A 22,698-nucleotide genomic window follows, 5' to 3' on the forward strand; every position below is an offset into this window, starting at 1 on the left:
TACGACCGCTATTGTGAATCTTTCTTTTTAACAGCTATCCCTATCGACAATTGGTTATCTTGGATACACCTGTTTGCCTTCCCATGTGACAGTTCCATTTTCAAATTTGTACTTCTCTTCATATGGCGCATTGACAATAGTCGTATTGCTAAAGGAAACTTTGCCGATTTTGGCACTACCCCATACACCGGCCGGGAATTTGGTAGAATTGCGGCTAGTGTTTCCAGTGAAGGTTATATTGTCGATTACTATACTGTTCGGATCAGCAGAATACCCTCCATACACGAGCATATCCGCATGACCACCATCCGGCTTCAATGCTGCACTATCCAGTGTATTATTAGTAATCGTAACGCGATCTACTGGCTGGGTTATATACTGCTTATCTTTACCTGCTTCTGTCGCAATATAGATTCCTGCCATCTGTGTACGCTGAATATTATTCTCTTCAATCCGCACATCATGACCACCAACTACAGAAATGCCCCGTGCCTTACCATCACTAACCTGATTATTCAAAATACGAACGTCATACGTAGCTTCCAGATTGCCTGTCGCATCCCGATCATCGCCGTAGCTGACTACAGCAATCGTATCATCGCCTACATTTTGAACCGTATTACTTTGCACAGTTATGTTATGGCTGCCGCCTGTCGTATGGATACCATCGGCATTCGTATTTTGTACGGTGTTATTGGTAATTGTTCCTCCGGCAGATCCGCTCACATAAATACCGGCGGTACTGGCTTTATTCACTATTATATTGTCGACTGTAAAATCGGTTGCATTCTTGACGGTGATGCTATTTTTCTCATTAGCACCGTTTCCACGCTCCACTACGCTTTTATACTCATGCTTCAGGTTGCGGATCGCTGGACTGGTGCCTGTGAGATCAATCGAACCGCGCTCGGGATTGGTAGACAGCAGGATGGAATTTTCCTTGCTTGCACCCTTTAGCGTAACACCGTTCACTGTCACGATATCACTCAGCTGGAACGTGCCAGCAGGCACATATACGTTTTTCCCCTGCGCGCGTGCAGCTGCGATAGCCGCATTCACAGCAGCGTAGTCGTCTTTGCCATCATTTGCTATAGCGCCAAATTCTACAATCGACAGGCTCTGATCATCCGGTACATCTGCTGCCTCGGTAAACGCTATTGTTGGATTCCAGAGCGTATGGTCAAAGCTGATTGAGCCGACTTTGTTAATTACAAAGTGAATACCTGTTCCTTTTTGGACAGGGATTTGGCTTACACCCGTCGGTGATACGCCAGCAGTAGACTGCACTTTTTGGCTCCAGAGAGTTGTATTGTCCTTGCGGATACTCGCGAGAATACCATCTCCATCGGCGCTTCCTTTTTCTATAGCTCCGGTGATTGTGATCGTTCCATTGGCTGGTGCGATCCAGGTACGGACAGCATCGGCATCATTCCCGGGATGCTGCGCGTTCGCCGATACCCATGGATAGGTACCTGCGTTATCCCAACGGTTACTTCCTGTCTGATATGTAAGCTTACTGTATATGGTTCCCGATGCTTTCTCATATTGCCACTGATTGACACCCTGGGTGGAACTGTAGTTCACAGACGCCTGATAATTGACAATGTCTGCCGCGGATATCGTACCTGTTACAGTTGTCAGTCCCAGACCCAGTGATGCCATACTGGCAGCAATCCATTTTTTGTTCATATTCAATTCATACCTCCTATAGTGTTTTAGTTAATAATGTGAATTATATTAACTTTCCATTATTAACCTTTTATAGAAGGTACAGAATCTGTAAAACCAAATTCTTTTTAGGCTACTACAGAATATGCTCTGCCCAGGATTGACGATCCAGCACATAATGGTGGTATTCTTCGCCTTCTATGTGTATCGTGTCCTGCAGGGTAAAGCCCGATTTCCGGATAACCTGACAGGAGGCAGTATTCTCGGTAAGAGCAACTGCATTCAGCAGCGGAAGATTGGTATTGGCAAACAGATACATAATCATTCCCTGTACCGCCTGTGTCGCATATCCTTTTCCCCTGTAATCTTTGGAAATGGCATATACGATCTCGCGATTCGGTGACGGCAGTTCACTTTTGATTCCTGTGCAGCACCAGCCGATCAATTCTCCTGTTTTTTTGGAAAAGATCGCCAGGCGTAGATACAGATCCTGAGTATCTTCCCCTCTCAATACGGCATTCAAAAACTGCCGATTCTCCGGAATCTCGTAGTTCACCAGCCAGTCTGCACGTACCTCTCTGGATACGTTCCAGCCAGGCAGATATCTGTAAATCTCGGGCTGCCAGGTAAGCATATGCAAAGCATCCAGATCTTCATCCGCGAACTCCCGTAAAATAATATCTTCGCCATCTATAATCAGCACTTCCTCTTTGGGAACAAAGCGGTTATTCATATTCATCATCCCTATCACTCTCCTTTACTTCTGGTTATTTTCCATATTTAGTAAACGATTGTAATATAGCCGATGTTGCAGTCCTGGATTAATTAAATAAAAAGACATCCTGTTTATGGATGTCCTGGGTGTATATCTGCTGTATGAACAACAGCTTCATTATTTATTGTTTCTTTTGCTTCGTGCTCGGCCTGTTCGCTCATCTCCAGCCCGGTAATCTTCTCCGCCAGAATCTTGCCTGCATTGGCGAGTGTCGCCATTTTCAGTGAGAAGCTGGACAGCATCTCCTGCTGGGAACCGGCGTTATCGCGCAGTGCGCGTCCTTCCTGACGAGCTAGCTCCATCGTATAGCTGGACGCATCCTCCTGTTCCTCGCAGAAATGATTATAGATTTCACCCAGCGTACGAATCTCCAGCTGCCCTTCGATCATCGCCTGTACGGTGGCAATCGGCAGAACCGGTTTGAGATTGCAGATCATGATCAGATAAGCGATATGCGTGCGTGAATAACGCTTTTTCACAGTGGGCGGGATAACTTTTTGTTTGACATAATTATTAATCATCGACGGGGTAATCAGCTTGCTGCCTGTATCTCCAGGGAACTGGCGAAATTGCCCTTCCAACAGCGCGACCATCTGATCCATATATAGTTCGATCTGGGGCAGCTGCTCCCAGCGGGGAAACCGATAATTGATCTTGGCTTCGCCCCATTCCTTTAGCTCATCCAGAAGCGGGTAGTGCATCGTCGGTTGGTCCATCGGATTCTCCTCCTCGTAAGTCATTCAGAATATAGGTTCGTTATGTATATGACCTTGTTCACCTGACTGCCACGAATGAAGCGTATAACGTGTCTTTTGTTATAGCGCTACGTTTTTCTTTCTATTATAACGGATATACTGCCTTGCAGTAAGCTGATATCATTCTAATCTACTTGCATCAAGTTTGTAATCATCATTACATATGGTTATAATAACTATATCACAAAGTTTTGCACTACATATGTATTTTTTGCAATATTGCACATTTAATTATTGCAAAGCATATGCTCACAATCTTTGGAAAATAGCGGCTAGCTGAGCTGGTTTTCAGGGAGTTGTTGAATCTTCTATGAGAAAGTAGTGATTTATTATGAGAACAATCGCCTGGGTAACCGACAGCACCGCCATGATCGATCCTGTATTTGCAAGCGAGAACCATATTTATATCGTTCCGCTTTGCCTGATTGCAGGTGATGAAGTATATCGTGAGAATATCGATATTACCGCTGAACAATTTTACGAGAAAATGCGCATCCATGACCGTGTAGGCAGCTCTCAGCCGCCAATCGGCGAATTTATAGAATTATATGAACAGCTCAAGGATCAATACGATGATATTATTGCTATTCACTGCTCATCCGAACTAAGTGGAACCTACAACTCCTCCCTGCAGGCTGCCGAGATGGCCGAAGTACGTGTCATCGGTATCGATTCCAAAGTCGGTGCATTCCCGCTGCGCGAGATGGTTATGCAGGGCATTGAGATGCAGCAACAGGGCATGGCAGCAGGCGAGATCAAGGAACAGATTGACGGTATGATTCAGGAAATGTCCTTTTACATGATTCCGGCCAGTCTGAGTCAGCTGCATCGTAGTGGTCGTGTATCCGGCACCCAGCTGATGATCAGTCAGCTGCTGTCCATCCATCTGCTGCTGCGCTTTGAAGAAGGTAAAGTCATTGTGGAAGACAAAATCCGTACGATGAAAAAAGCGAAGCTGCGACTGCTCGATATCCTGAAAAAAGATGTAGAGCATATCCGTGATGTATGCATTATGCACGCCAACAATCTGGAGGGTGCTTTTAAGCTCAAAGAAGAAATTGCGCATCTGGCACCACGTCTGCAGATTGAGATTGCTTCCTTTATCCCGGTGGCAGGTATTCATGCCGGCGAAGGTACACTTGCTCTGGCATGGATCAAAAACAATTGGAGTGCGATCCAGCGCAACACACTGTCAGCTGCTGCACATACAACAGCCTGATTGGACAGCAAGCAATACGAATAATAACTGTTGATCAATGAATGGTTGATTTGGCAGCGTTATAAATGGATGATTTGCTATAGTTGAGTTGTGACTATTACACTCATTATCGAACACTTTATTTTCTTGCGAGCTGCAGATGAGAATAGATGGTTAGTAATGAGGTAGAATTATCGGTCTGATATATAAAAAGCTTCCACCCTAATCGGATGGAAGCCTTTTCTCTTTTCATAGACTTTTGTACATGATGAACAAACTCCGCTGTTCGAATATGCGGTTGCCAGAATAACATAGCATAGTCGAGATAGTAAGACTACTATACGGCTGATGATTTAGGTGAGCCTTTTAGTAATGGGAACTGCTGCGTTTTTTCTTTTTCTTCTCTACTTTTCTTTCTTGCTTGTTCACTTTTGCCTGTCGCCGCTCCTCTTTTTTTCGCTTGTATTCCTCACGCTGATTTTTCTTTTTCCAATTTTCATCTTTGTCCTGTACATAAATCTTTTCCTGCACACAAATCATCATAATAACCTGTAATGGATGGATCGCCGGGTGCTTGCTTAATTTCTTGATCGTATATGTACTATTCATTCCCGACTGTTTGGTAATACTGTATTCCTGCTCGTGCCGAGTATTCGTGAATTCGATATTCGTGTTAAAGGGCATGCGAATTAGGGATGTACTGCCAATCTGTTGCTTGTTGCGATTCAGCAGCTGGAATGAATATCCTGACTTGATCAACGGTCCTCTCAGCTTCTCTTTCATATAACCGACCGTTGCCCCGCTGCCATCTTTCATTGTACCCAGACGGGCAAGACCCAGCGTACCACGTCGAAGATGCTTTTCTACCAGCAATTTCTTTCCATTCGCATCTGACAGGGTAAACCGGTCTCCCGACCTTTTCAATAGAACCATATCTATTCGTGCGACAGGCTCATCACGTACGTATACCCTGTAAATAAATCTTCCATCCTGATCTGTCTTTAATACAATCGTGTCCGCTTCGCGGATCACTTTGGCGTAATCACGCGATGGGTCTCCTTTGAAACTAGGAACCGACTGGCGGTTAAACGTATGTGCTCCGCATCCACTTAGCAGCAGAGCCAGTATAATGATACATGCTGTCCATCTTTTCAATACATTCTTCTCCTTCAATATGCGATCTAGTCCTTAGGAACTATATTCATTATAATCCTATTTCTGCATTTGCCCATGTAATAAATGTCATTTATCAAAACGTTATGACCTATCTGCTTCGTCTATACTATATAGATATCCAAAAGGAGGAACCATCGTGACGGTATCCAAAGCAGACACCGAACTGCATACTTTGTCGGCAGATGCAGATTATGCCTGCGAAGAAGAACGATTTTACCAGACGGTGCTGTCTCACCGAAACCAGCTCTACCAGATTGCCTATAGCTATCTGCGCAATAATGAAGATGCGCTGGAAGCGATTCAGGAAGCGACTTTCCGGGCATGGAAAAAGCGTAAAACACTCAAAAATCCAGCAGCCTTTAAACCCTGGATCATTCGTATTCTGATCTACATATGTATTGACGAACAGCGCAGGCGCAAACGAATCTCACCCATGCCTCAGCAGATGCCAGAACCATCTGTGCAGCTGGATCATCGGCGCCTGCAGATGCTGTCGGTGCTGGAGAAAATCAAACCTAAATACCGTCATATCCTGCTGCTCCGCTACTACAATGACATGACGGTTCCCGAGATCGCCCGCATCCTGGACAAACCGGAAGGCACAATCAAAACCTGGCAGCACCAGGCACTCAAGCAGCTGCGTAAGCATATGGATAAACAGGAGGATTGGTATGATGAAGCATGATGTGGAACAGATGTTAAAGCAGGATGCAGAGCAAATGCGCACCGAACAGCCTCCTGCAGGTGACTTCGAGCAAATCCGGGCCATTCGTGCAGGCATGCAGCAGCCTGCCAGACGCACCAATACATTTGGCAGAACCTCAAAGAGCCGCTGGTCGCGTGTATGGGTAAGTGCAGTAGCAACTGTAACGGTCATTGCTATTCTGGCAGGAATCAATCAGTGGAATCCATTATTTAGAACAGCAGCTCTATCGGAAGCAGAACAGCAGGCGAATGATAACTGGGGAGATCTGGAACCTTTCCGTAAGTTATCAATCCATATGAATATTTACGATTCACTCAATTCAGCTATTAAAAATAATTATATTCAGCGAACGAACACATCGGTTACACAAAATGGGCTTACGTTTACGCTGCATGCATTGACCGCCGATCGCCAAAAAATCATCTATTTCTTCACTATTGAGAGTCAGGAAAATTTAACTGTTATGGCTCCCAGTATCTCCCGGTTTATCAGCCCAGATGATCGTCATGTAATTAGTGAAGGCAGCGGCATGTGGGGAGGCGCTTTTCCCGAAAACCCCAGACTCTATAAAGGAATGGGTATGATTCAACTAGAAGAAGGACAAGCTTTTCCTTACAAAATGATTGGACGTTTTCAGCTTCGAACCACAAAAGTAGACTTTTTGAATCATCCTAAATCGGAACTAAAAAAGAGTGATATAAACATCTTGCCTATATTCAAAATCCCTTTTGATTTGGCTCCACAATTCAGTCTTCAAGAACCTAAAATATATTATCCGAAGGATTTAGTTTATAAATGGAGTAAAGGTACTTTAAAAGTAACCAAAGTAGAACTATCACCATTATCTATTAAGATCAAAATAGTGCTTGATCCCACAGCTGCTCAATCCGACCCTTACCCGGTTTTCCCCAACCTTTATTTATTAGCTCAAAAAGGTGGAAAACTCACGCCTCTAAACAATCGCTCTGGCGGAAATTCAGGAGGCACAGCAGATGATGGCAGTTTCGAAGTAGAATATGAATTTGGAAGTGACCTACTATCACAACCCGATACTTTGCAAATCGCATTAGCAGATGGACAAAAGCATACGTTGAAGCTTCATTAAGATCTAGAAACAAACTGCTAAATATTTGGATTTAACTTTGAAGATCCTCATTTATAACACCTAATCTGAAGGCTTCAGGCTTAATCGGGCGAAATGCTGATATTTTTTTCTGGAACAAATACTGTACTATCCTATCTGATAAATAACTGAAGCTTATAATATAACTGAGCCCCATAATACAGTTCGGGTAATGTCTCAATCACCCTGCCCATAGCAAAAAGGCGGTTACCTTTTAGGGCTACCGCCTTTTTGCTATACCTGCTAGTATCATATCATCCACGACGCAGCCATCAATATTCGTTCGTTCCTGCTATCGCCGCTGACGCTGCTCAAAAAACTCGCATTCCTGTCTGGCATAGTACTTCATATCGCTAATATCCGCTTGAACTACAATCCGGTTCTCATCAAAACGCACAATTTTCACCGAGGATTCTATTAAATCATCCCCGCGAAAAATACGCAGAACCGACTGCCGCTCCATCGCATCCTGAAAATCATCATCGGTCTCCAGTCTAATCTGATAAGCCATCGTCATCCTCCTGTCTCTATGCTGCACATATCCATGAATCATAGCATATTTTACAGTCAGACTCTAATCCCTATCCATTCTTTCCTGACTTGCTTACACCCGGCTCAACCGGTAAAAGGCCGCTGCATGCGGAGCAAGCTTCACTTCAATATCTCCCTGCACCACGCCTGCATCCGATCGTTCCCACAGATTGCGCAGCTGCACCGCTCCCTGGATATTCATTTCTGCCAGTGTCACGCGCACCAATGTCTCTTCTTCGCCTGCATTGAACAGCGCTACATACCGATCCTCACTACCCTCCTGCTCGGCCATCCACACAATCCGGTCCTGCTCATCCCTGAAAATTTGGCGAGCATTACGACTGCTGCGATTAGCCTGCAGCACTTCATCATTGGTCAGCAGTGATAGCGTCCAGGCATCATTATCCCGCAGCTCCCCACCGAACATCAGCGGAGAACGGAAAATGGACCACAGCGTCATCATCGTCAGCTGCTCATCGCGGGTAAACCGCGTCCAGCGGTCACTTCCGCCTCCATCCACCGAGCGAATCCCGATATGACCGAGCGGCAGCATATCACAGTCCGGCCATTGCCCTTCTGCGACATGGGGCGCCCATTTCTCGCAGCGCTCGAACATGGCATATAGCAGCGGCCAGATATCCCAGAAATCATCGGTTACCCGCCACATATTGGCATGGGCTGCAAATTCTTCGTGATACTCCAGTGGCGCAGGTCCTGGAGACAGACTGAGTACCATCGGACGTCCGCAGCGATCAATCGCCCGGCGAATCAGTTCCATTTCCGGCAAATGCGTATCATACAAGCGGGAAGCCGCAATATCGTCTACTTTGACAAAATCTACGCCCCATTCCGCATATAGTTCAAACAGCGAATCATAATATTCCTGAGCACCTTCCCGAGAAGCATCCACCCCGTACATATCTGTGTTCCATGGACAGATCGAATTGGGATGAGCGATCTGGCGAGCGGTCACCGATGTCCCTTTGATCGGCGTATCCTTATGTACTGCTTGTCTAGGAATACCCCGCATAATATGGATACCGAATCGCAATCCTAGACTGTGTACATAATCAGCAAGCGGCTTGAAGCCTTGGCCATCAGCCGCAGAAGGGAAACGATTCACCGCTGGAATCAATCGCGAATAAGTATCCATTTCCAGAGGAACAAAGGAGCGGTATGCAGAAGATACAGCTCCCGGCTCATACCACTGGATATCAACGACGACATATTCCCAGCCAAAAGACTGCAGATGCTCTGCCATATATTCCGCATTACCGCGAACTTCTTCTTCGCGAACAGCGGCTCCGTAGCAATCCCAGCTATTCCAGCCCAGAGGTGGATAAGGTGCCCATTGATGATGCTGCATATGTATACACTCCATTTCATCGGATAAATTTATACTACCTGTTCTTACTGATGATAACGCTTACTATATTGAAGTTCAATATAAAGGATATATTTATATAAATAAATTATATTTATGTATACTTTATACTTTTCTAACTGAACTGCTATATACCTTTTTCTGAATACTTTTGGTTATTTTTTTAATAGCTTACTGAATTCCAATTTATATATAAATTTTTAGGGGAACAGGACGATATATATACATGACTAACGTACTCAACATTATATTTTGCAGCTGGAGCGTGAATTTATGAGGTTTAATATTCAAACAAAGCTTTTAACCGGTTTTATCGTAGTTGTTTTACTTCTTGCCCTTACGGGATTAATCTCTACAATGGGAATTAATAAACTGGGTACCCAGCTCAAACAGATAAATACCAAATCGATGCCAAGTGTAACCCTGCTCGGCACCATGAATGGTGATGTATCCGACGTGGAACGTCTGGTGCTGAATATCCTGTTCGAAACAGACCCTTCCCAGCTGAAAAGCCTTAATGAGTCCTATACAGCTCTGCTCGACAAAATCGCCAAAGAACGTACCGAGTATGAAAAATTGATCCAGACCGATCAGGAAAAACAGATGTTTATGCAATTTACTTCTAATTATGATAAATACATTGCCATGCTGCCGCAATTGATTGAAGCCGGTAATGCCAACCAGACCCAGGCTTCTCTGGATCTGCACAAGCAAGCTTATCCAATCTGGTATGCAGCCAATGACGCAATTAGTCAACTGATTGCACTGGAGAATCAGCAATCGGCACTGCTGACTAATGATGCTGTAGATTTGTCCACATCGACTTCCCGCAATATCTTTATTCTGACTATTGTATCGGTAATACTGGCACTTGCGATTGCAATCTTTATCGCGCGTCTGATTTCCCGTCCGGTCAAGTCCCTGCAACAGGCTGCCGAGCATATTGCCAGTGGTGACCTGTCCGGCGAACCTATAGATATACGTAATCGTGATGAGATTGGCTTGCTGGCTGATTCCTTTAATAAAATGTCACAGAACCTGCGCAATCTGATCGAATCGGTGGCTTCGACTTCCGAGATGATCGCTGCTTCATCCGAACAGTTGACTGCCAGCAGTGAACAGAATACCCAGGCATCCCGCCAGATTGCCGAGACCACACAGGAAGTGGCCGAGGGTACAACACGTCAGGTCGATCTGACCGCCAAATCCGCTCAGGCGATGCAGGAAATGTCTATCGGTGTAGAACAAATCGCTATCCGTGCGCAGACCGTGTCCACATCTGCAGCCGAAGCAGCTTCCAAATCGGCAGATGGCGACGCAGCTATTCGTGATGCTGTAGCCCAGATGGATTCGATCCAGAATTCCATGACTTCCCTGGCGCATGTCGTGCAGGAACTGGGTGAACGCTCGCAGACCATTGGTAATATTACGGATGTAATCACCGGTATTTCTTCCCAGACCAACCTGCTTGCCCTGAATGCTGCTATTGAAGCGGCACGTGCCGGTGATGCGGGTCGCGGATTCGCTGTCGTAGCTGATGAAGTGCGCAAACTGGCTGAGCAATCTGCTGAATCCGCACGTCAGATTACCGAACTGGTAAGTACAATCCAGAGAGAAACCTACCGCGCTATTCAGGCTGTCGATGTAAACAGCCAGGAAGTACGCAAAGGTATTCAATCCGTATCACTCGCCGGCAATGCCTTCCAGGATATTCTCTCTGCTGTCAATCAGGTAGCCGGTGATATCGAGGAAGTATCTGCAGGCGCCGAGCAAATGTCGGCCAGCACCGAAGAGATCGTACGCTTCTCCAAAGAAATTACACTGATTACCGAAGAGACAGCTTCCGGTACGATGAACGTATCGGCAGCTACCGAAGAGCAGCTGGCTTCGATGGAAGAGATCACTACTTCTTCTGCTTCACTCGCCAACACAGCGGAGCAGCTCCAATCTCAAATCAACGAATTTAAAGTATAATGTAACCTTTTATCATTCTTTTGCGTCCTATCTTCTGTGTACCTGCAGCAGTTAGGGCGCTTTTACATAATGAACGACATGAATTTGGCATAACATTACCAGAAATAGCTGGAACTATGGATGCAGAACGAGGTAAAATTAGAATGAAATCTACAACAAACGGCTCTGCTTTATCCTCTACAGCAGACAACTACCGACGAACAGGAGGAGTGTCAGCATGACCGATCATGACAAACGAATACTGCCGGTGGAGACTGATCGTCTGCCTATAACACAGCCTTCTGTTCACTCTCCGGTATCCACTCTCCCGGAATCCCAGCCTGCACAGCAGAGCGATTCGGCAGACCAGCCGGTACAACGCACTTGGTGGGATGCCCGGCTTCTCGTGGTCATTATAGCCACTACTATTGTAATGCTGATTCTGCTGACGACGACCTGGCTGAGACCGGTACCCGATCTGCAGACCAATGCAGCGAGCTGGGGCGAGCTGGAGCCTTTCCGTATCTATCAGTCGGAGGATGTGCATAATCAAAGTCTGGTTTCTGCGATGGAGCATAATTATATCCAGATGATCAACAAAACCGCCGAGCAGGAAGGCTACAAACTGACTGTCAATGCCGTCACCGCTGATGAGAATCGTCTGATTCTGCTGTATACCGCGGAAATGAATGACAGTCGCCAGATTCCTCGTGTAAGCAGTGTCAAACTGCTCAATATTGCCACCGGCGAGCCGATCAGCAGTTCCCGTGTACGCATGAATGGCACCACTGGTAACGAGAATCGGCAGCAGTACTACGGTACCGCAACGATGCGCCTGGATCACCGTCAGAATTTCCCGCGCGAGATTGCTGCCCAGTTCCGGATCATGTCCATTACGCCGGATTCGACATCGGAGCCAGGACGTATCCGCTATTCACCTACACTGCTTGTCCACTTCTCGCTAGCTCCACAATTCCGCACCCAGGAGACCGAGATTATTTATCCCAATCAGGTGATTCACTGGAATAATCATACGGTACTTTTATCCCGTGTCGAGTTGTCTCCGCTGGAGATGCGTGTACGCTTTACTGCTGACAAAGATACACCAGCAGAACATGCCAAACGCGATGAGATCTGGCTTAGTCCAAGAGGCGTAATCTCCGAAAAGAACGGTCAATCTATTACCCTGCAGCCCCTCGGTAGCCGCATCGTCAGTCATGACCCCTATACATTCGAACATGTATATTACAGTAATCTACTCGATGAACCGGACTCTCTCGAAGTGGTAGTCAAGCCGCTCGGGACTTCCACGTATGAAGATACGCAGATTATCCGGATCAAATAAGATAGACTACCGCAGTCCCTGCACGCTCTACCATGCACAAATACAGCAAAAAGCGCATCAGATAACAAGATGCGCTTTTTGCTGTGCGACACTTATGGTTGCTTCAATCCCGGAATTGAACTCTAGATAATCACTCTCTACTCCATCACTGAAAATAACTCCATTCTCGGGCATCTGCGATATAATTTTTAGCGGCTTCTCCCCATCGATCCGGCCAAAAACCAGTTCGGCGGCTGTCGTCCGGCTTGGAAAAGGTTCACGCACGCTGTAATACAGATAAGGAGCATCCCAGGAGAAAGCGGAAGACTCTTGACTGTTCAGTTGTACCTCCTGCTGGCCGGCATATTTCATAATGCCTGCTGCGCCAGCCATTACACTTTTGAACCAGCCGGTAGAGCCCATTCCGGTTGAGACGATAATCCCGCTGGATGACTGCTGCTCGTGTCGTTCTCCAACCGCAATCTCGTATCGCGCCGAGACATGGGTGCGCCGCCCGATAAACAGATCATTGACGCCGGTCAGTGACTGTCCGTCATTCAGCTCGGCTCTCGCCAGCCGCACTTCCTTGACCTGACGCTGACGCCGGAATACTTCCGGTACAATTTTGCCCAGATCCCGGGCGGTAAAAGGAAGCAGTACACCATCCCAGCGCTGCGGGTCCGGGTTGACTCCAATCAGCGGCTGGTCGGTCACATACTTCATCGTATTGGCAACCAGTCCATCCTGCCCAAGTACTACCACCACATCCTCCGGACCGAAAATAAAGCTGGGTACATGCTCGCGGTCCAGCCGCTGCACCCGTCCAAGCGGCTGCAGCTCTGCTATTGCCGCTTCCAGTGCCTGATGATACTTTTGATCCTCCTGTACATAATCATCAAAATCCGCTCCCATTCGCTCAATATAGAATTGCGCCTGCTGAATCGTATTGTAGCGAACAATCAGTTCCTGCAGCCGCGTACGACGCTGCACGAGAATGATTTTGTTTTCGGTCATCCGCTGATTCATCGGATCCGTCCTCCCCGTTCTGTTCCGGTATGCACAGAGCTATTACTGGAATCACCCAGCAAGCCCTGCAGCAGATCCGGTGTAATATTGAGCTGACCGATCCGGCTCGCATTCTCCGCCAGACCCTGAAAAGCAACTGCAATCAGCTGATCCGGCTTCATGCCCATATTGGCCATTGCCTGGAGCACGCCGGGCTGTACATCTTCCAGCGACTTCATTACTGCCGACAATTCATAGGCACGCGCATCCGCCTGGGCTTTATCATTGGCAATGCTCAGCTCGATTAGCATCTGCTTCTGCTCTTCCAGACCGGTATTGAACTGCAGCTGCTCCTGCTCCATTTCATTCTGCTTGCTTTTTACCGAGCGTTCGGCTTCCAGCTGGGTCTCGCGGATCTGCCGTTTTTTGGTTTCTACAGCAATCTCGGTACTTAGCTCGTTCTCCCGTACCCGCCGTTCCTGCTCAATCGAGGCATTGCGCCGTTCATACAGGGCATCATCAGCATCGCGCAGAATCTGTTCTCTCGTCCGGGCTTCCAGCGCACGCATCGTTTCTTTGTTGGGCAAAATAGCGAGTACAGACAACCCCATTATCTCAATCCCCAGCTTTTGCAGCTCCTCACTGGCCTGCATCTCTTTGGTAATATTCTGAACCAGATATTCACTCGATTGGATCGCTTCCCTCAGCGGCATCTGCTCGATACGCTTTTTCATGCGGACTTTGACAATATGGATTACCCGCTGGGACAGTTTGCCCGGATCATCAGAGATATATTTGTTCTTTTTAAGATTGTACGTATAGTTCAGAATTCGGGTTGTCTGCCGGTAATCCGTAATCCGGTACGTTAGCTGGCCCTGTACAGTGACCATCTGATAATCATGCGTAATCTCTTCGAACATAAACGGTACATCAATCGAAGATACCGGAGCAACAACGACTGAAGTCGTCGGTTCATAATAATAAAAGGACAATCCTACGCCTTCTCTGACAATCTTGCCGTTCTTTACTTTCATCACATAGTCACTGGGCTGGAACTTCGCAAAACGTAAACCGAACATAAACATACTCCCTTTCGAATGTTATTAACAATTTGTTAATATGTTGTTGAACACAGAATAACATGATCCTTTGTTAATATCAATATGATAATAACAAAATAATAATTATATTTGACGTTCTTTTTATCTATAGAAGAACTTGGTTGAAAAAGGAAGCCGGATAAGCGCAAAGGGTAGTATACTGAATGTACTAGCTGCCTACATAAGAAAGACAAGAATTTCACCCATGAAAACGGCAAGGATTATTCGCTTTCTATTCCTGCCGTATAGCTGGTGTTATACGATTACAGGCTATAGATACTACCTGCAATCAACTACAATTGTAGAGGAGACAGTACAATGAAACTGGCTATGAAATACGTGATTTTGTATGTTAATGATTTTGAACAATCTATGCGTTTTTACAGGGATATTCTCGGTCTGCCTGTCAAAATGGAAGCTGGAACGTATGTGGAATTTGATACGGGAGCAACCACGCTGTCGATCAATACACGTGAATCTGTCAATGAACTGCTTGGTCTGGGATTGACGGCTGATGTGCCTGCCGCCAGTTCATTTGAAGTGGGATTTGTCGTAGAAGACGTAGCCGCCGTAATTGAAGAATTGCGCGGGCAGCAGGTTCCAATCGTTCGCGAACCGGTGACCAAGCCATGGGGGCAGACTGTAGCTTATATAACAGATCCTGATGGGCACTTTATCGAAATCTGCACCGCTGTTGGCTAACAGCCGGGAACTCCGTAGCTGCCCTGTGTATACGGCTGATACTCTCTCTTGTTTGCAGATGAAATCCGATTGTGGATTGGTATAAGCACAACTAAATGATCAGATCCCAAACAGACGTACACGGCTTATTGTCGCTGTACGTCTGTTTGGCGTTTGTATTTATGAAATAGTATCTGGAAATTAATACCTGATTCGTTTTTGCATAATTGTGTATATTAACAATGAGATGGAAGCATATTTGCTTGCTGATTTTTGAAACAGTCACAAGAATGCTCCAATGTATATATTCCATTGTCATGTTAAATTGGTAAATATAGTTATATAAGTCTATGGAACTAAAATGTATGAGTCTTTATACATAATTTGTATTGCTATATCCCTATTTAAATAGTATTATAGACCCATGAACACATAGACCTATTTAGATACTAATTATCCAATTCACTTAACTATAATGACGAAAAAGAAAGAGGTGATCCGTATGACTTTGATGGTAGATTATTGCCCTCGTTGTGGCACAGTATATCAGAAGAATTTTCGCAAAATGTGTAACGGATGCAGTAACGAACTGGATTCGACAATAAAACGCTGTATGGATCATCTCTGGAGATATCCGAACAGTACTACCGAAGAACTGAGTCAGGCCGCTGACGTGGAAATCACGGAGCTGTATCAGTTTATCAAGGAAGGCAAATTCTCCTTCACATATCCGAAACTTACCTTCCCTTGCGAATGCTGCCGTCAGCCCATCCGTCAAGGACGAATCTGCAGTAGTTGTACCGGTTCTTTCAAAGAAGCGTTTCCTGTACCTGCCGCTACGGTTCCTGCAGCACGTACTTCTGGTACTCGCACCAGTCACAAAACACTGTTCACATCCAGAGGATCGAGCCGCCGCTAATATAGATTTCGGATTATTTACAGAATTTATAACCAGTAGTGCTTAAGTGTGCATATGATCGTTATGCTGGGTGCTTATGATCTGTATAATCGTTCTTTCCACACATTCAATCACCATTCAGCCGCTAATAACGAGCCAGCGCAATTCAAAAGACCGGTACCTTTACAGGATACCGGTCTTTTAGTGTTTTAGGGATACGGTTTTTGATTAATTTGTTTTATTTGCACCCTGTTTGGTACCGTTTAATAAAAGTCGAGATCAAAAATAGCGAACTGGGTTATGCTGGCTCATCACTGTTTTACACCGGCGGTCTGGAGCGCTTTGCTGTATTCTGTCGTCAAGAACTGGGTCAGTTGATCCGCTCCTGCTGCCTTGAATGCTGCAATAGCGTCCTGCTTATTGGCAGAAAAATCTTCGTCCGTTTTGGACAGGATCATCGTTGCTGCGGTACGTGCAGCCAGTTCTTTGAGCTGCGTCTCCAGTTTGAGCAGATCGTCGTTTAATACAGGCAGCACCACGGTATTCTCTTTTACAATGTCTTCGGCGGTCATATTTTGCAGTGGTGTATTCTCATCCTGCAGCTTGCCTTCCTGCACCATTTTGGATACCACTTCTCCTGGATAGGATGCTCCATAATGCTTGCTGAAGTCTTTTTCCAGGGTGGTTGAACTTGCTGCCATCGCTTCTTCGGTAGAGAACAGATTGACCGGCGTTTTGGTCTTCGGATCAATCACACTGCCACCGAGACCGATCAGATTCTGATCAAGCGCGATACCTGTACGTTCCCATGCATCACCGCCATTGACTTTCATATCGATCGTCTCTTTGGTCAGCTGGGGCTTGCCATTTTCCATATTCCAGTTCTTGCCTTCGATTCCGCTGTACAGGGTCCGGGCACCTTCATAGGAATGGATATAGTTCAGGAATTCCATTGCTTTTTCCGGATATTTGGAGCTTTTGGAAATGGCATAGCTCTTGTCGGCCCAGCCTACCGGACGAACGCCACCGCTCCAGGCCTGCTTGCCTACCGGCAGTACCATGAACCCTTTGCCGTCTTTGGCATACTTGGCATTGTAATCGCCCATCGCCCAGGTAGCCGGTCCGAGAATGAATTGTCCGGCTGTTGCTTTGGCCATATAGTCGTTATTTTTCATCGTCAGGGCATCCGGGTCCAGCAAGCCCATCCGGTAAGCCTTGTTATAAAAGTCCATCGCGACCCAATAATTGGAGTTCTCGTCGGTCAGTACATTGATCAGACGGTGCTCACCGAGCGGCTTGGCGAACAGATCGGAGCTGCCGATTGCACTCTGCTGGGTAATCCATGTAAATGGAATAATATAAGGCCACAATCCCCAATCCTGCCACATGGATACGCCGTAGATTTTTTTGCCTTCTTCGGTAGTCGGATGCTTGGCAGAGATTTGCTGAAGTACATTCAGCAGGTCATCGGTACTGTTGATAGGCGGGGTACCTGCTTCCTTGTAATAATCCCAACGCATAGTAGGTCCGATTGTCAGATTGGGATAAATGGGACTTGGATCAGCCTGGATTTGCGGTGGCAGGAAATACAGCTTTTTCTGCCCTTCACTCCAGTTATCCCTGCTGTAATCGACTACTGTAGGAATCGTCTTCTCAATATCTTTGCCGTACTTGTCCAGCATATCATCCATCGGGATGATCAGTTTGCCATCAATCAGTTGCTTGCCATACTGGGTAGGATCGGCACGTACAATATCCGGCAGATCACCGCCAGCGAGCAGCACATTCATTTTGTTGGCATCGGCTTCGACGTATTCGATTTTCACGCCGACTTTTTTCTCGATTTCTTTGGCAATATCGCTATCCGGATACGTATTCCAGTTCGTGCCGGTCTCGTTGACGAGTACACGCAGCGTTACAATTCCATTTTGGTCTGCTGTACCGGCCTGGCTGGCATTACCGGCCGTATTATCTGCTGCACCCGAACAAGCTGTAAGCGTTACCATAAAAGAAAGTAATAATGCTGCCGCTGCTCTGCCTTTACCTGTTCTTCTCATATTCCAACCCCCTGATATAGTTATCTTACCTGTCTTAAAAGAGGTGCGCCAGTCTTATCCTTTGACTGCGCCCATCATAATACCTTTGACAAAAAAGCGCTGCAACATCGGATAAACGACTACGATCGGCAGAGTAACCAGCATGGTAATCGTCATCTGGATCGACTGCGGCGTCATCGTTCGCACTTCTGCCGAATTGGTCATTTCCGCTGCACTCATACTGGAGATACTGTTGGACTGATTGAGGAAATTGTACAGCACCAGCTGAAGCGTCTGCAGATTCGGATTTTCCACCAGAAAGAAATTATCGAACCAGGTATTCCATTGCCCCAGGGCAGCAAATACAGCGATTGTCGCGATAATCGGCGTCGACAACGGGAAGATTACCCGGGTGAAGATTGTAAAGTATCCTGCTCCGTCAATCTTCGCAGATTCTTCCAGCGCTGGCGGCAGTTGCTCGATAAATGTCTTGATCAGAATAATATTGAATCCGCTGAGTGCTGTCGGCAGTACATATAACAGGAAATTATTTTGTAGACCATAAGCTTTCATCGTCAGATACCAGGGGATAAAGCCGGCGTTAAAGTACATCGTAATAAGTACAAAGCGGTAGATCAGCTTACGCATGGGCATCTCCCGCTTGGTAATCAAATAGGCAAAAAAGGAACAGCAAAGTACGGTGAGCAGCGTACCGATAATGGTCCGCAGAACGGAAACGATAGCTGCCTCCTGCAATCCATTCAGCTGCAGGGTCGCCCGGTAACTCTCCAGCGAGAACCCGGCAGGCCACAGAAACACACCACTCTGTGCCTGAAATGAATCACTGATCGAATAGATAAAAATATAATAAAACGGATAAATCGTGATGATCAGCAAAATGGTCAGTAGCGTATAATTGACCACGCTAAAGGCCATATCCGACCAGTTGATCGGCTTGCGGGTACGCACTCCGGCTGTCTTTTCCATACATATTCCTTCCTTCCGGCTGTAATTCCATACTCCCGGTTACCGATGGTACCAAATACAAGTATGGCAATAATGAGATGAACAGAGCGAGCCAGATTCGTATACATTGACGGATTCACTATGACTTATTTTTATGATTAGGCGCTCATAACTTTCAGCCTATTACAATTGCTGTTAGATAATACTTTCGCCTCTGACTCTTTTGGACAGGCTGTTAATCATGAACAGCAGGATAATACTGATTACCGACTTGAACATACCGACTGCTGTGGAGTATGGATAGTCATTGGTTACAAGTCCCAGGCGATATACATACAGATCCAGCACTTCGATTTTGTCCGCAACCATAATATTGTTGAACACTAGATATTGCTCGAATCCGGCGGACAGCAGGTTGCTCACTGCCAGCAGTAGCAGCACGATAAAGGTAGGCATAATATTGGGTATCGTAATATGCACAATACTGTGGAATCGTCCGGCTCCATCGATCTTGGCTGCATCGTACTGTTCGCCGTCAATGCCGACAATCGCTGCCAGATAGATGATCGCATTCCAGCCAATCGTTTTCCAGATCAGCAGCAGGGTCTGGACGAGCCATACATGATCGGGATTGCCCAGTACATTGAGCGGTGTATCACTCAGCCCCAGCCGGGCAATAATTGTATTGATTGCCCCCTCTGAGCTGAACATGCTAAATGCCAGCGAGAATACGATAATCCAGCTAATATAGTTGGGCAATGTGGTAGTCGTCTGAATTAGGCGTTTAAAAAATCCGTTTCTTACTTCCGAGATCATGATCGCCAGGATTAGCGGCAGCGGAGCTGCCAGAATCGACAGCAGGCTGAGTGCAAGCGTATTGATCATAACCCGCAGCATATCCCGGTCATGCAGCATCTCACGGAAATGTTCGATCCCGACAAAAGCGGTCTGGCTCAGCGGAATCCCCGGCCGGTAGTCAAAAAAGGCATACACCCAGCCAAATAGCGGCACATAACTGAAAGCGATTACAAAAATAATGAATGGCAAGGTCATTAACAGCAGCTTGATCCCGTCTGCATGAATCTTCCGCTTTTTCGTGTGTGCGACTTCTCCTTTTTTATACGTAATCTCCACAGCGGAACCTCCTCTGTTCTTCCAGTCACTGGCCTGGTTGATCATTCGTTATCATGTCCTTATCTTAATATGCAATGAAGTCACGCTAAATGAACAATCTGTAAAAAAAGCTGAATAATCTACAGATTGTCTCTTCCTGCGACTACCAAGTTGAAGTATCTACAGATAAAGTTGAACAAAAGAAATACGCCCAAGCAGAATGTACAAGAACATATCAGAAAATAAGCACCAACACAGGGTAAACCATTCGAATATGAAATAACGACAAAAAACGATCAGCAATATCGCTGACCGTTTTCACTATAAATATTAGGATTCGTTGTATGGTTTGATTATTCGCCGTACTGTACAGCAATAATCAACATATCAGACATGATATCAGGTCTCCCTATTCATCATCCGTTGCTTCATCTTATGAAGCTGGGCTGGCACCGGCTAACAAGGCATGTACCTGCTGCAGATAGGCTTCCTGCAGACGACGGGTAACCGGACCCGGCGTACCTGTGCCTACCGGCTGGCCATCAATCGTGATGACTGGCGCCGCTTCCATCGTGGTGCTGGTAATCATCGCTTCATCGGCAGCCATTAATTCCTCGCGGGTGAAGCTGCGCTGTACATAGGGAATCTGCAGTTCGGACGCGATACGTTCGATGACTTTTTTGGTAATCCCACTCAGGATTAGTGGACCATCCGGATGTGTATAGATCGTACCGTTCTTGACGATCAGCAGATTGGACGAGCTTCCCTCGGTTACGGTATTGTCCGTACGAATCAGAATAGCTTCGGTCGCTCCGGCTTCGGCAGCTTCCTGCTTGGCCAGTGTATTCGGCAGCAGGTTCAGCGATTTGATATTACAGCGCAGCCAGCGGACATCTTCACAGGTAATCGTGGCTATACCGTTCTCAATCGCATCGACCGGACGAGCGAGCGGCTCACAATAACCCAGCATCACTGCTGTACTGCTCGCGGGAAAAGCATGGGCTCTTTTGGCTTCGCCGCGGGTGAATTGCAGATATAACATCCCGTCCTGTTCACCAAACGTATCCCGGAGCTGATCCAGCTGGTCAGACAGTTCTTCACGACTCCACGGAATCCGGATTTTGATCTCGGCGAGACTGTTATACAGACGATCCAGATGCGCTTCCTTTTCAAACAGATGTCCCTGGTAAATGCGAAATACTTCATAGATCCCATCACCAAAGTAATAACCCCGATCATGATAGGATACCCGTACATCTTCTTCATTAACAAGCTTGCCGTTCCAGAGCAGCATAAGAGAACCTCCCTTTTCCAATTCGATTACTATACAACCACCAGATAGCGAGATAAAGCATATTATAAAACGTCGCTTATGCGTTCATCTTAACACGTCCGAAATGGAAGAGTAACTCCAGCCTGTATGGTAGGGGTGAAGGTGCTTCTTTGTGCTCTTCAGGTAATGCAGCGTACGTTCGGATACCTTTTCTATACGGATCAGAACAGACGGATGATCAGTAGGCGCTCCATCCACCATCCGCTACGAGTACCGTACCGTTAATAAAGCTTGCTTCATCCGAAGCAAGGAATAATGCAGCGGCAGCAACTTCTTCCGGTTCACCTATTTTGGGATTGAGCCCCATGCCCAGCATAGCCTGCTGCTGGCCGAATGGATTCGGTGCAGTGATACTTGTATTGATATTTGTCTTCACGGCTCCTGGAGCAATCGCATTGCAGCGGATACCAAGCGTCGCATACTGGAAGCCCACATTGCGTGTGAATCCGACAACTGCATGCTTGGAAGCAGTGTAAGCTGCGCCTGCGCGGGAACCATTCAATCCGCCGTTGGAAGCGATATTGATAATTACGCCACTGCTTTTTGCCTTGAAAACAGGCAGTACTTTGCGGGTGGAACGCATAACGCTGGTCGTATTGATATCGAAGATGCGCGACCACAATTCGTCGGTCAGATCTTCTGCAGGTACAAAATTATCCATAATGCCTGCATTATTCACCAGGATATCAACCGTGCCATATGTGCTGATTGCGGTATCGATCATATGCTGGATATCTTCTTCCCGGGTAACATCTACCGCAAGCGCAATCGCTGTACCTCCGGCTGCTTCAATCTCGTCCACGGTTAGCTGGGCGGTATCCTGACGAAGATCGGATACGACCACTTTGGCACCTTCTTTGGCGAACAGAATGGCGGAAGCTTTCCCCATTCCCGAAGCGGCACCTGTAATAACAGCTACTTTATTTTCCAGTCTCATTATGTTTCCTCCTCATTCGTTAATCCAATCCTATAA

20 protein-coding genes are annotated in these 22,698 nt (G+C 46.4%); 7 read left to right on the forward strand and 13 right to left on the reverse strand.

Features of this window, described 5'->3' with window-relative positions; translation table 11 throughout:
* Positions 1–54 precede the first annotated feature (54 nt).
* The 3 genes from AR543_RS15880 to AR543_RS15890 all read right to left on the reverse strand — a co-directional run bounded on the left by AR543_RS15880 (position 55) and on the right by AR543_RS15890 (position 3,183).
* Positions 55–1,689, reverse strand: coding sequence for a right-handed parallel beta-helix repeat-containing protein (locus AR543_RS15880; protein ID WP_060535427.1), 1,635 nt, complete (start codon positions 1,687–1,689; stop codon positions 55–57).
* Positions 1,690–1,804: 115 nt separating this feature from the next.
* Positions 1,805–2,410: a GNAT family N-acetyltransferase gene (locus tag AR543_RS15885; protein WP_060535428.1), complete on the reverse strand. Its 606-nt coding sequence runs from the start codon at positions 2,408–2,410 to the stop codon at positions 1,805–1,807.
* A gap of 104 nt (positions 2,411–2,514) precedes the next feature.
* The gene (locus AR543_RS15890; RefSeq protein ID WP_082472253.1) at positions 2,515–3,183 is read right to left on the reverse strand and encodes a DUF1836 domain-containing protein; all 669 of its coding nucleotides are present in this window, start codon (positions 3,181–3,183) and stop codon (positions 2,515–2,517) included.
* A gap of 346 nt (positions 3,184–3,529) precedes the next feature.
* Here AR543_RS15890 and AR543_RS15895 point away from each other — a divergent pair, with 346 nt between their 5' ends.
* On the forward strand, positions 3,530–4,417 hold the full coding sequence (locus AR543_RS15895; protein WP_060535430.1) for a DegV family protein: 888 nt from the start codon (positions 3,530–3,532) through the stop codon (positions 4,415–4,417).
* A gap of 345 nt (positions 4,418–4,762) precedes the next feature.
* On the opposite strand, the gene AR543_RS15900 is transcribed toward AR543_RS15895, so the two are convergent.
* A complete protein-coding gene (locus tag AR543_RS15900; RefSeq protein WP_060535431.1) occupies positions 4,763–5,551 on the reverse strand; it encodes a hypothetical protein in 789 nt (262 codons plus the stop codon).
* A 157-nt stretch (positions 5,552–5,708) separates the two neighbouring features.
* On the opposite strand from AR543_RS15900, the gene AR543_RS15905 reads away from it, so the two are divergent.
* Both AR543_RS15905 and AR543_RS15910 read left to right on the forward strand, forming a co-directional pair.
* Positions 5,709–6,257, forward strand: a complete 549-nt coding sequence (locus AR543_RS15905) for a sigma-70 family RNA polymerase sigma factor (RefSeq protein ID WP_082472254.1) — start codon at positions 5,709–5,711, stop codon at positions 6,255–6,257.
* Complete coding sequence (locus tag AR543_RS15910) at positions 6,244–7,383, forward strand: DUF4179 domain-containing protein (protein WP_060535432.1); 1,140 nt, start codon at positions 6,244–6,246, stop codon at positions 7,381–7,383. The genes AR543_RS15905 and AR543_RS15910 overlap by 14 nt, the downstream gene beginning before the upstream one ends.
* A 310-nt stretch (positions 7,384–7,693) precedes the next feature.
* Here AR543_RS15910 and AR543_RS15915 read toward each other — a convergent pair whose 3' ends face one another.
* Both AR543_RS15915 and AR543_RS15920 read right to left on the reverse strand, forming a co-directional pair.
* Positions 7,694–7,912 carry a hypothetical protein gene (locus tag AR543_RS15915; protein WP_060535433.1) on the reverse strand — a complete coding sequence of 73 codons (219 nt, stop codon included), beginning with the start codon at positions 7,910–7,912 and terminating at the stop codon, positions 7,694–7,696.
* A 93-nt stretch (positions 7,913–8,005) separates the two neighbouring features.
* Positions 8,006–9,298, reverse strand: coding sequence for a glycoside hydrolase family 27 protein (locus tag AR543_RS15920; protein ID WP_060535434.1), 1,293 nt, complete (start codon positions 9,296–9,298; stop codon positions 8,006–8,008).
* Positions 9,299–9,589: 291 nt separating this feature from the next.
* Here AR543_RS15920 and AR543_RS15925 point away from each other — a divergent pair, with 291 nt between their 5' ends.
* Both AR543_RS15925 and AR543_RS15930 read left to right on the forward strand, forming a co-directional pair.
* Complete coding sequence (locus tag AR543_RS15925) at positions 9,590–11,290, forward strand: methyl-accepting chemotaxis protein (protein WP_060535435.1); 1,701 nt, start codon at positions 9,590–9,592, stop codon at positions 11,288–11,290.
* Positions 11,291–11,507: 217 nt separating this feature from the next.
* On the forward strand, positions 11,508–12,614 hold the full coding sequence (locus tag AR543_RS15930; protein WP_060535436.1) for a DUF4179 domain-containing protein: 1,107 nt from the start codon (positions 11,508–11,510) through the stop codon (positions 12,612–12,614).
* Between the two features lie 57 nt (positions 12,615–12,671).
* Here the strand turns inward: AR543_RS15930 and AR543_RS15935 are convergent, their stop codons facing one another.
* Both AR543_RS15935 and AR543_RS15940 read right to left on the reverse strand, forming a co-directional pair.
* On the reverse strand, positions 12,672–13,619 hold the full coding sequence (locus AR543_RS15935) for a diacylglycerol kinase catalytic domain-containing protein (protein WP_060535437.1): 948 nt from the start codon (positions 13,617–13,619) through the stop codon (positions 12,672–12,674).
* The gene (locus AR543_RS15940) at positions 13,616–14,677 is read right to left on the reverse strand and encodes an SPFH domain-containing protein (protein WP_060535438.1); all 1,062 of its coding nucleotides are present in this window, start codon (positions 14,675–14,677) and stop codon (positions 13,616–13,618) included. The genes AR543_RS15935 and AR543_RS15940 overlap by 4 nt, the downstream gene beginning before the upstream one ends.
* Positions 14,678–15,016: 339 nt before the next feature.
* On the opposite strand from AR543_RS15940, the gene AR543_RS15945 reads away from it, so the two are divergent.
* Both AR543_RS15945 and AR543_RS15950 read left to right on the forward strand, forming a co-directional pair.
* Positions 15,017–15,400, forward strand: coding sequence for a VOC family protein (locus AR543_RS15945; RefSeq protein ID WP_060535439.1), 384 nt, complete (start codon positions 15,017–15,019; stop codon positions 15,398–15,400).
* A gap of 592 nt (positions 15,401–15,992) precedes the next feature.
* Positions 15,993–16,298, forward strand: coding sequence for a hypothetical protein (locus AR543_RS15950; protein WP_158523985.1), 306 nt, complete (start codon positions 15,993–15,995; stop codon positions 16,296–16,298).
* A 290-nt stretch (positions 16,299–16,588) separates the two neighbouring features.
* On the opposite strand, the gene AR543_RS15955 is transcribed toward AR543_RS15950, so the two are convergent.
* The 5 genes from AR543_RS15955 to AR543_RS15975 form a co-directional block, all read right to left on the reverse strand.
* Positions 16,589–18,334, reverse strand: a complete 1,746-nt coding sequence (locus AR543_RS15955) for a type 2 periplasmic-binding domain-containing protein (protein WP_060535441.1) — start codon at positions 18,332–18,334, stop codon at positions 16,589–16,591.
* A gap of 54 nt (positions 18,335–18,388) precedes the next feature.
* Complete coding sequence (locus tag AR543_RS15960; RefSeq protein WP_060535442.1) at positions 18,389–19,300, reverse strand: carbohydrate ABC transporter permease; 912 nt, start codon at positions 19,298–19,300, stop codon at positions 18,389–18,391.
* Between the two features lie 174 nt (positions 19,301–19,474).
* Positions 19,475–20,413 (reverse strand): ABC transporter permease subunit, encoded by a 939-nt coding sequence (locus AR543_RS15965; protein ID WP_060535443.1) that lies wholly within the window; start codon positions 20,411–20,413, stop codon positions 19,475–19,477.
* Between the two features lie 412 nt (positions 20,414–20,825).
* On the reverse strand, positions 20,826–21,686 hold the full coding sequence (dat, locus tag AR543_RS15970; RefSeq protein ID WP_060535444.1) for a D-amino-acid transaminase: 861 nt from the start codon (positions 21,684–21,686) through the stop codon (positions 20,826–20,828).
* Between the two features lie 217 nt (positions 21,687–21,903).
* The gene (locus tag AR543_RS15975; RefSeq protein WP_227871899.1) at positions 21,904–22,665 is read right to left on the reverse strand and encodes an SDR family oxidoreductase; all 762 of its coding nucleotides are present in this window, start codon (positions 22,663–22,665) and stop codon (positions 21,904–21,906) included.
* Between the last annotated feature and the right edge of the window lie 33 nt (positions 22,666–22,698).

Source organism: Paenibacillus bovis, from assembly GCF_001421015.2.
Lineage (GTDB): Bacteria > Bacillota > Bacilli > Paenibacillales > Paenibacillaceae > Saccharibacillus > Saccharibacillus bovis.

What these genes read in the sequence shown, in the direction of transcription:
- AR543_RS15880 (WP_060535427.1), bottom strand. Translation starts at nt 1,689, where the DNA reads ATGAACAAAAAATGGATTGCTGCCAGTATGGCATCACTGGGTCTGGGA.
- AR543_RS15885 (WP_060535428.1), bottom strand. Translation starts at nt 2,410, where the DNA reads ATGATGAATATGAATAACCGCTTTGTTCCCAAAGAGGAAGTGCTGATT.
- AR543_RS15890 (WP_082472253.1), bottom strand. Translation starts at nt 3,183, where the DNA reads ATGACTTACGAGGAGGAGAATCCGATGGACCAACCGACGATGCACTAC.
- AR543_RS15895 (WP_060535430.1), top strand. Translation starts at nt 3,530, where the DNA reads ATGAGAACAATCGCCTGGGTAACCGACAGCACCGCCATGATCGATCCT.
- AR543_RS15910 (WP_060535432.1), top strand. Translation starts at nt 6,244, where the DNA reads ATGATGAAGCATGATGTGGAACAGATGTTAAAGCAGGATGCAGAGCAA.
- AR543_RS15915 (WP_060535433.1), bottom strand. Translation starts at nt 7,912, where the DNA reads ATGGCTTATCAGATTAGACTGGAGACCGATGATGATTTTCAGGATGCG.
- AR543_RS15920 (WP_060535434.1), bottom strand. Translation starts at nt 9,298, where the DNA reads ATGCAGCATCATCAATGGGCACCTTATCCACCTCTGGGCTGGAATAGC.
- AR543_RS15925 (WP_060535435.1), top strand. Translation starts at nt 9,590, where the DNA reads ATGAGGTTTAATATTCAAACAAAGCTTTTAACCGGTTTTATCGTAGTT.
- AR543_RS15930 (WP_060535436.1), top strand. Translation starts at nt 11,508, where the DNA reads ATGACCGATCATGACAAACGAATACTGCCGGTGGAGACTGATCGTCTG.
- AR543_RS15935 (WP_060535437.1), bottom strand. Translation starts at nt 13,619, where the DNA reads ATGAATCAGCGGATGACCGAAAACAAAATCATTCTCGTGCAGCGTCGT.
- AR543_RS15940 (WP_060535438.1), bottom strand. Translation starts at nt 14,677, where the DNA reads ATGTTCGGTTTACGTTTTGCGAAGTTCCAGCCCAGTGACTATGTGATG.
- AR543_RS15945 (WP_060535439.1), top strand. Translation starts at nt 15,017, where the DNA reads ATGAAACTGGCTATGAAATACGTGATTTTGTATGTTAATGATTTTGAA.
- AR543_RS15950 (WP_158523985.1), top strand. Translation starts at nt 15,993, where the DNA reads ATGGATCATCTCTGGAGATATCCGAACAGTACTACCGAAGAACTGAGT.
- AR543_RS15955 (WP_060535441.1), bottom strand. Translation starts at nt 18,334, where the DNA reads ATGAGAAGAACAGGTAAAGGCAGAGCAGCGGCAGCATTATTACTTTCT.
- AR543_RS15960 (WP_060535442.1), bottom strand. Translation starts at nt 19,300, where the DNA reads ATGGAAAAGACAGCCGGAGTGCGTACCCGCAAGCCGATCAACTGGTCG.
- dat (WP_060535444.1), bottom strand. Translation starts at nt 21,686, where the DNA reads ATGCTGCTCTGGAACGGCAAGCTTGTTAATGAAGAAGATGTACGGGTA.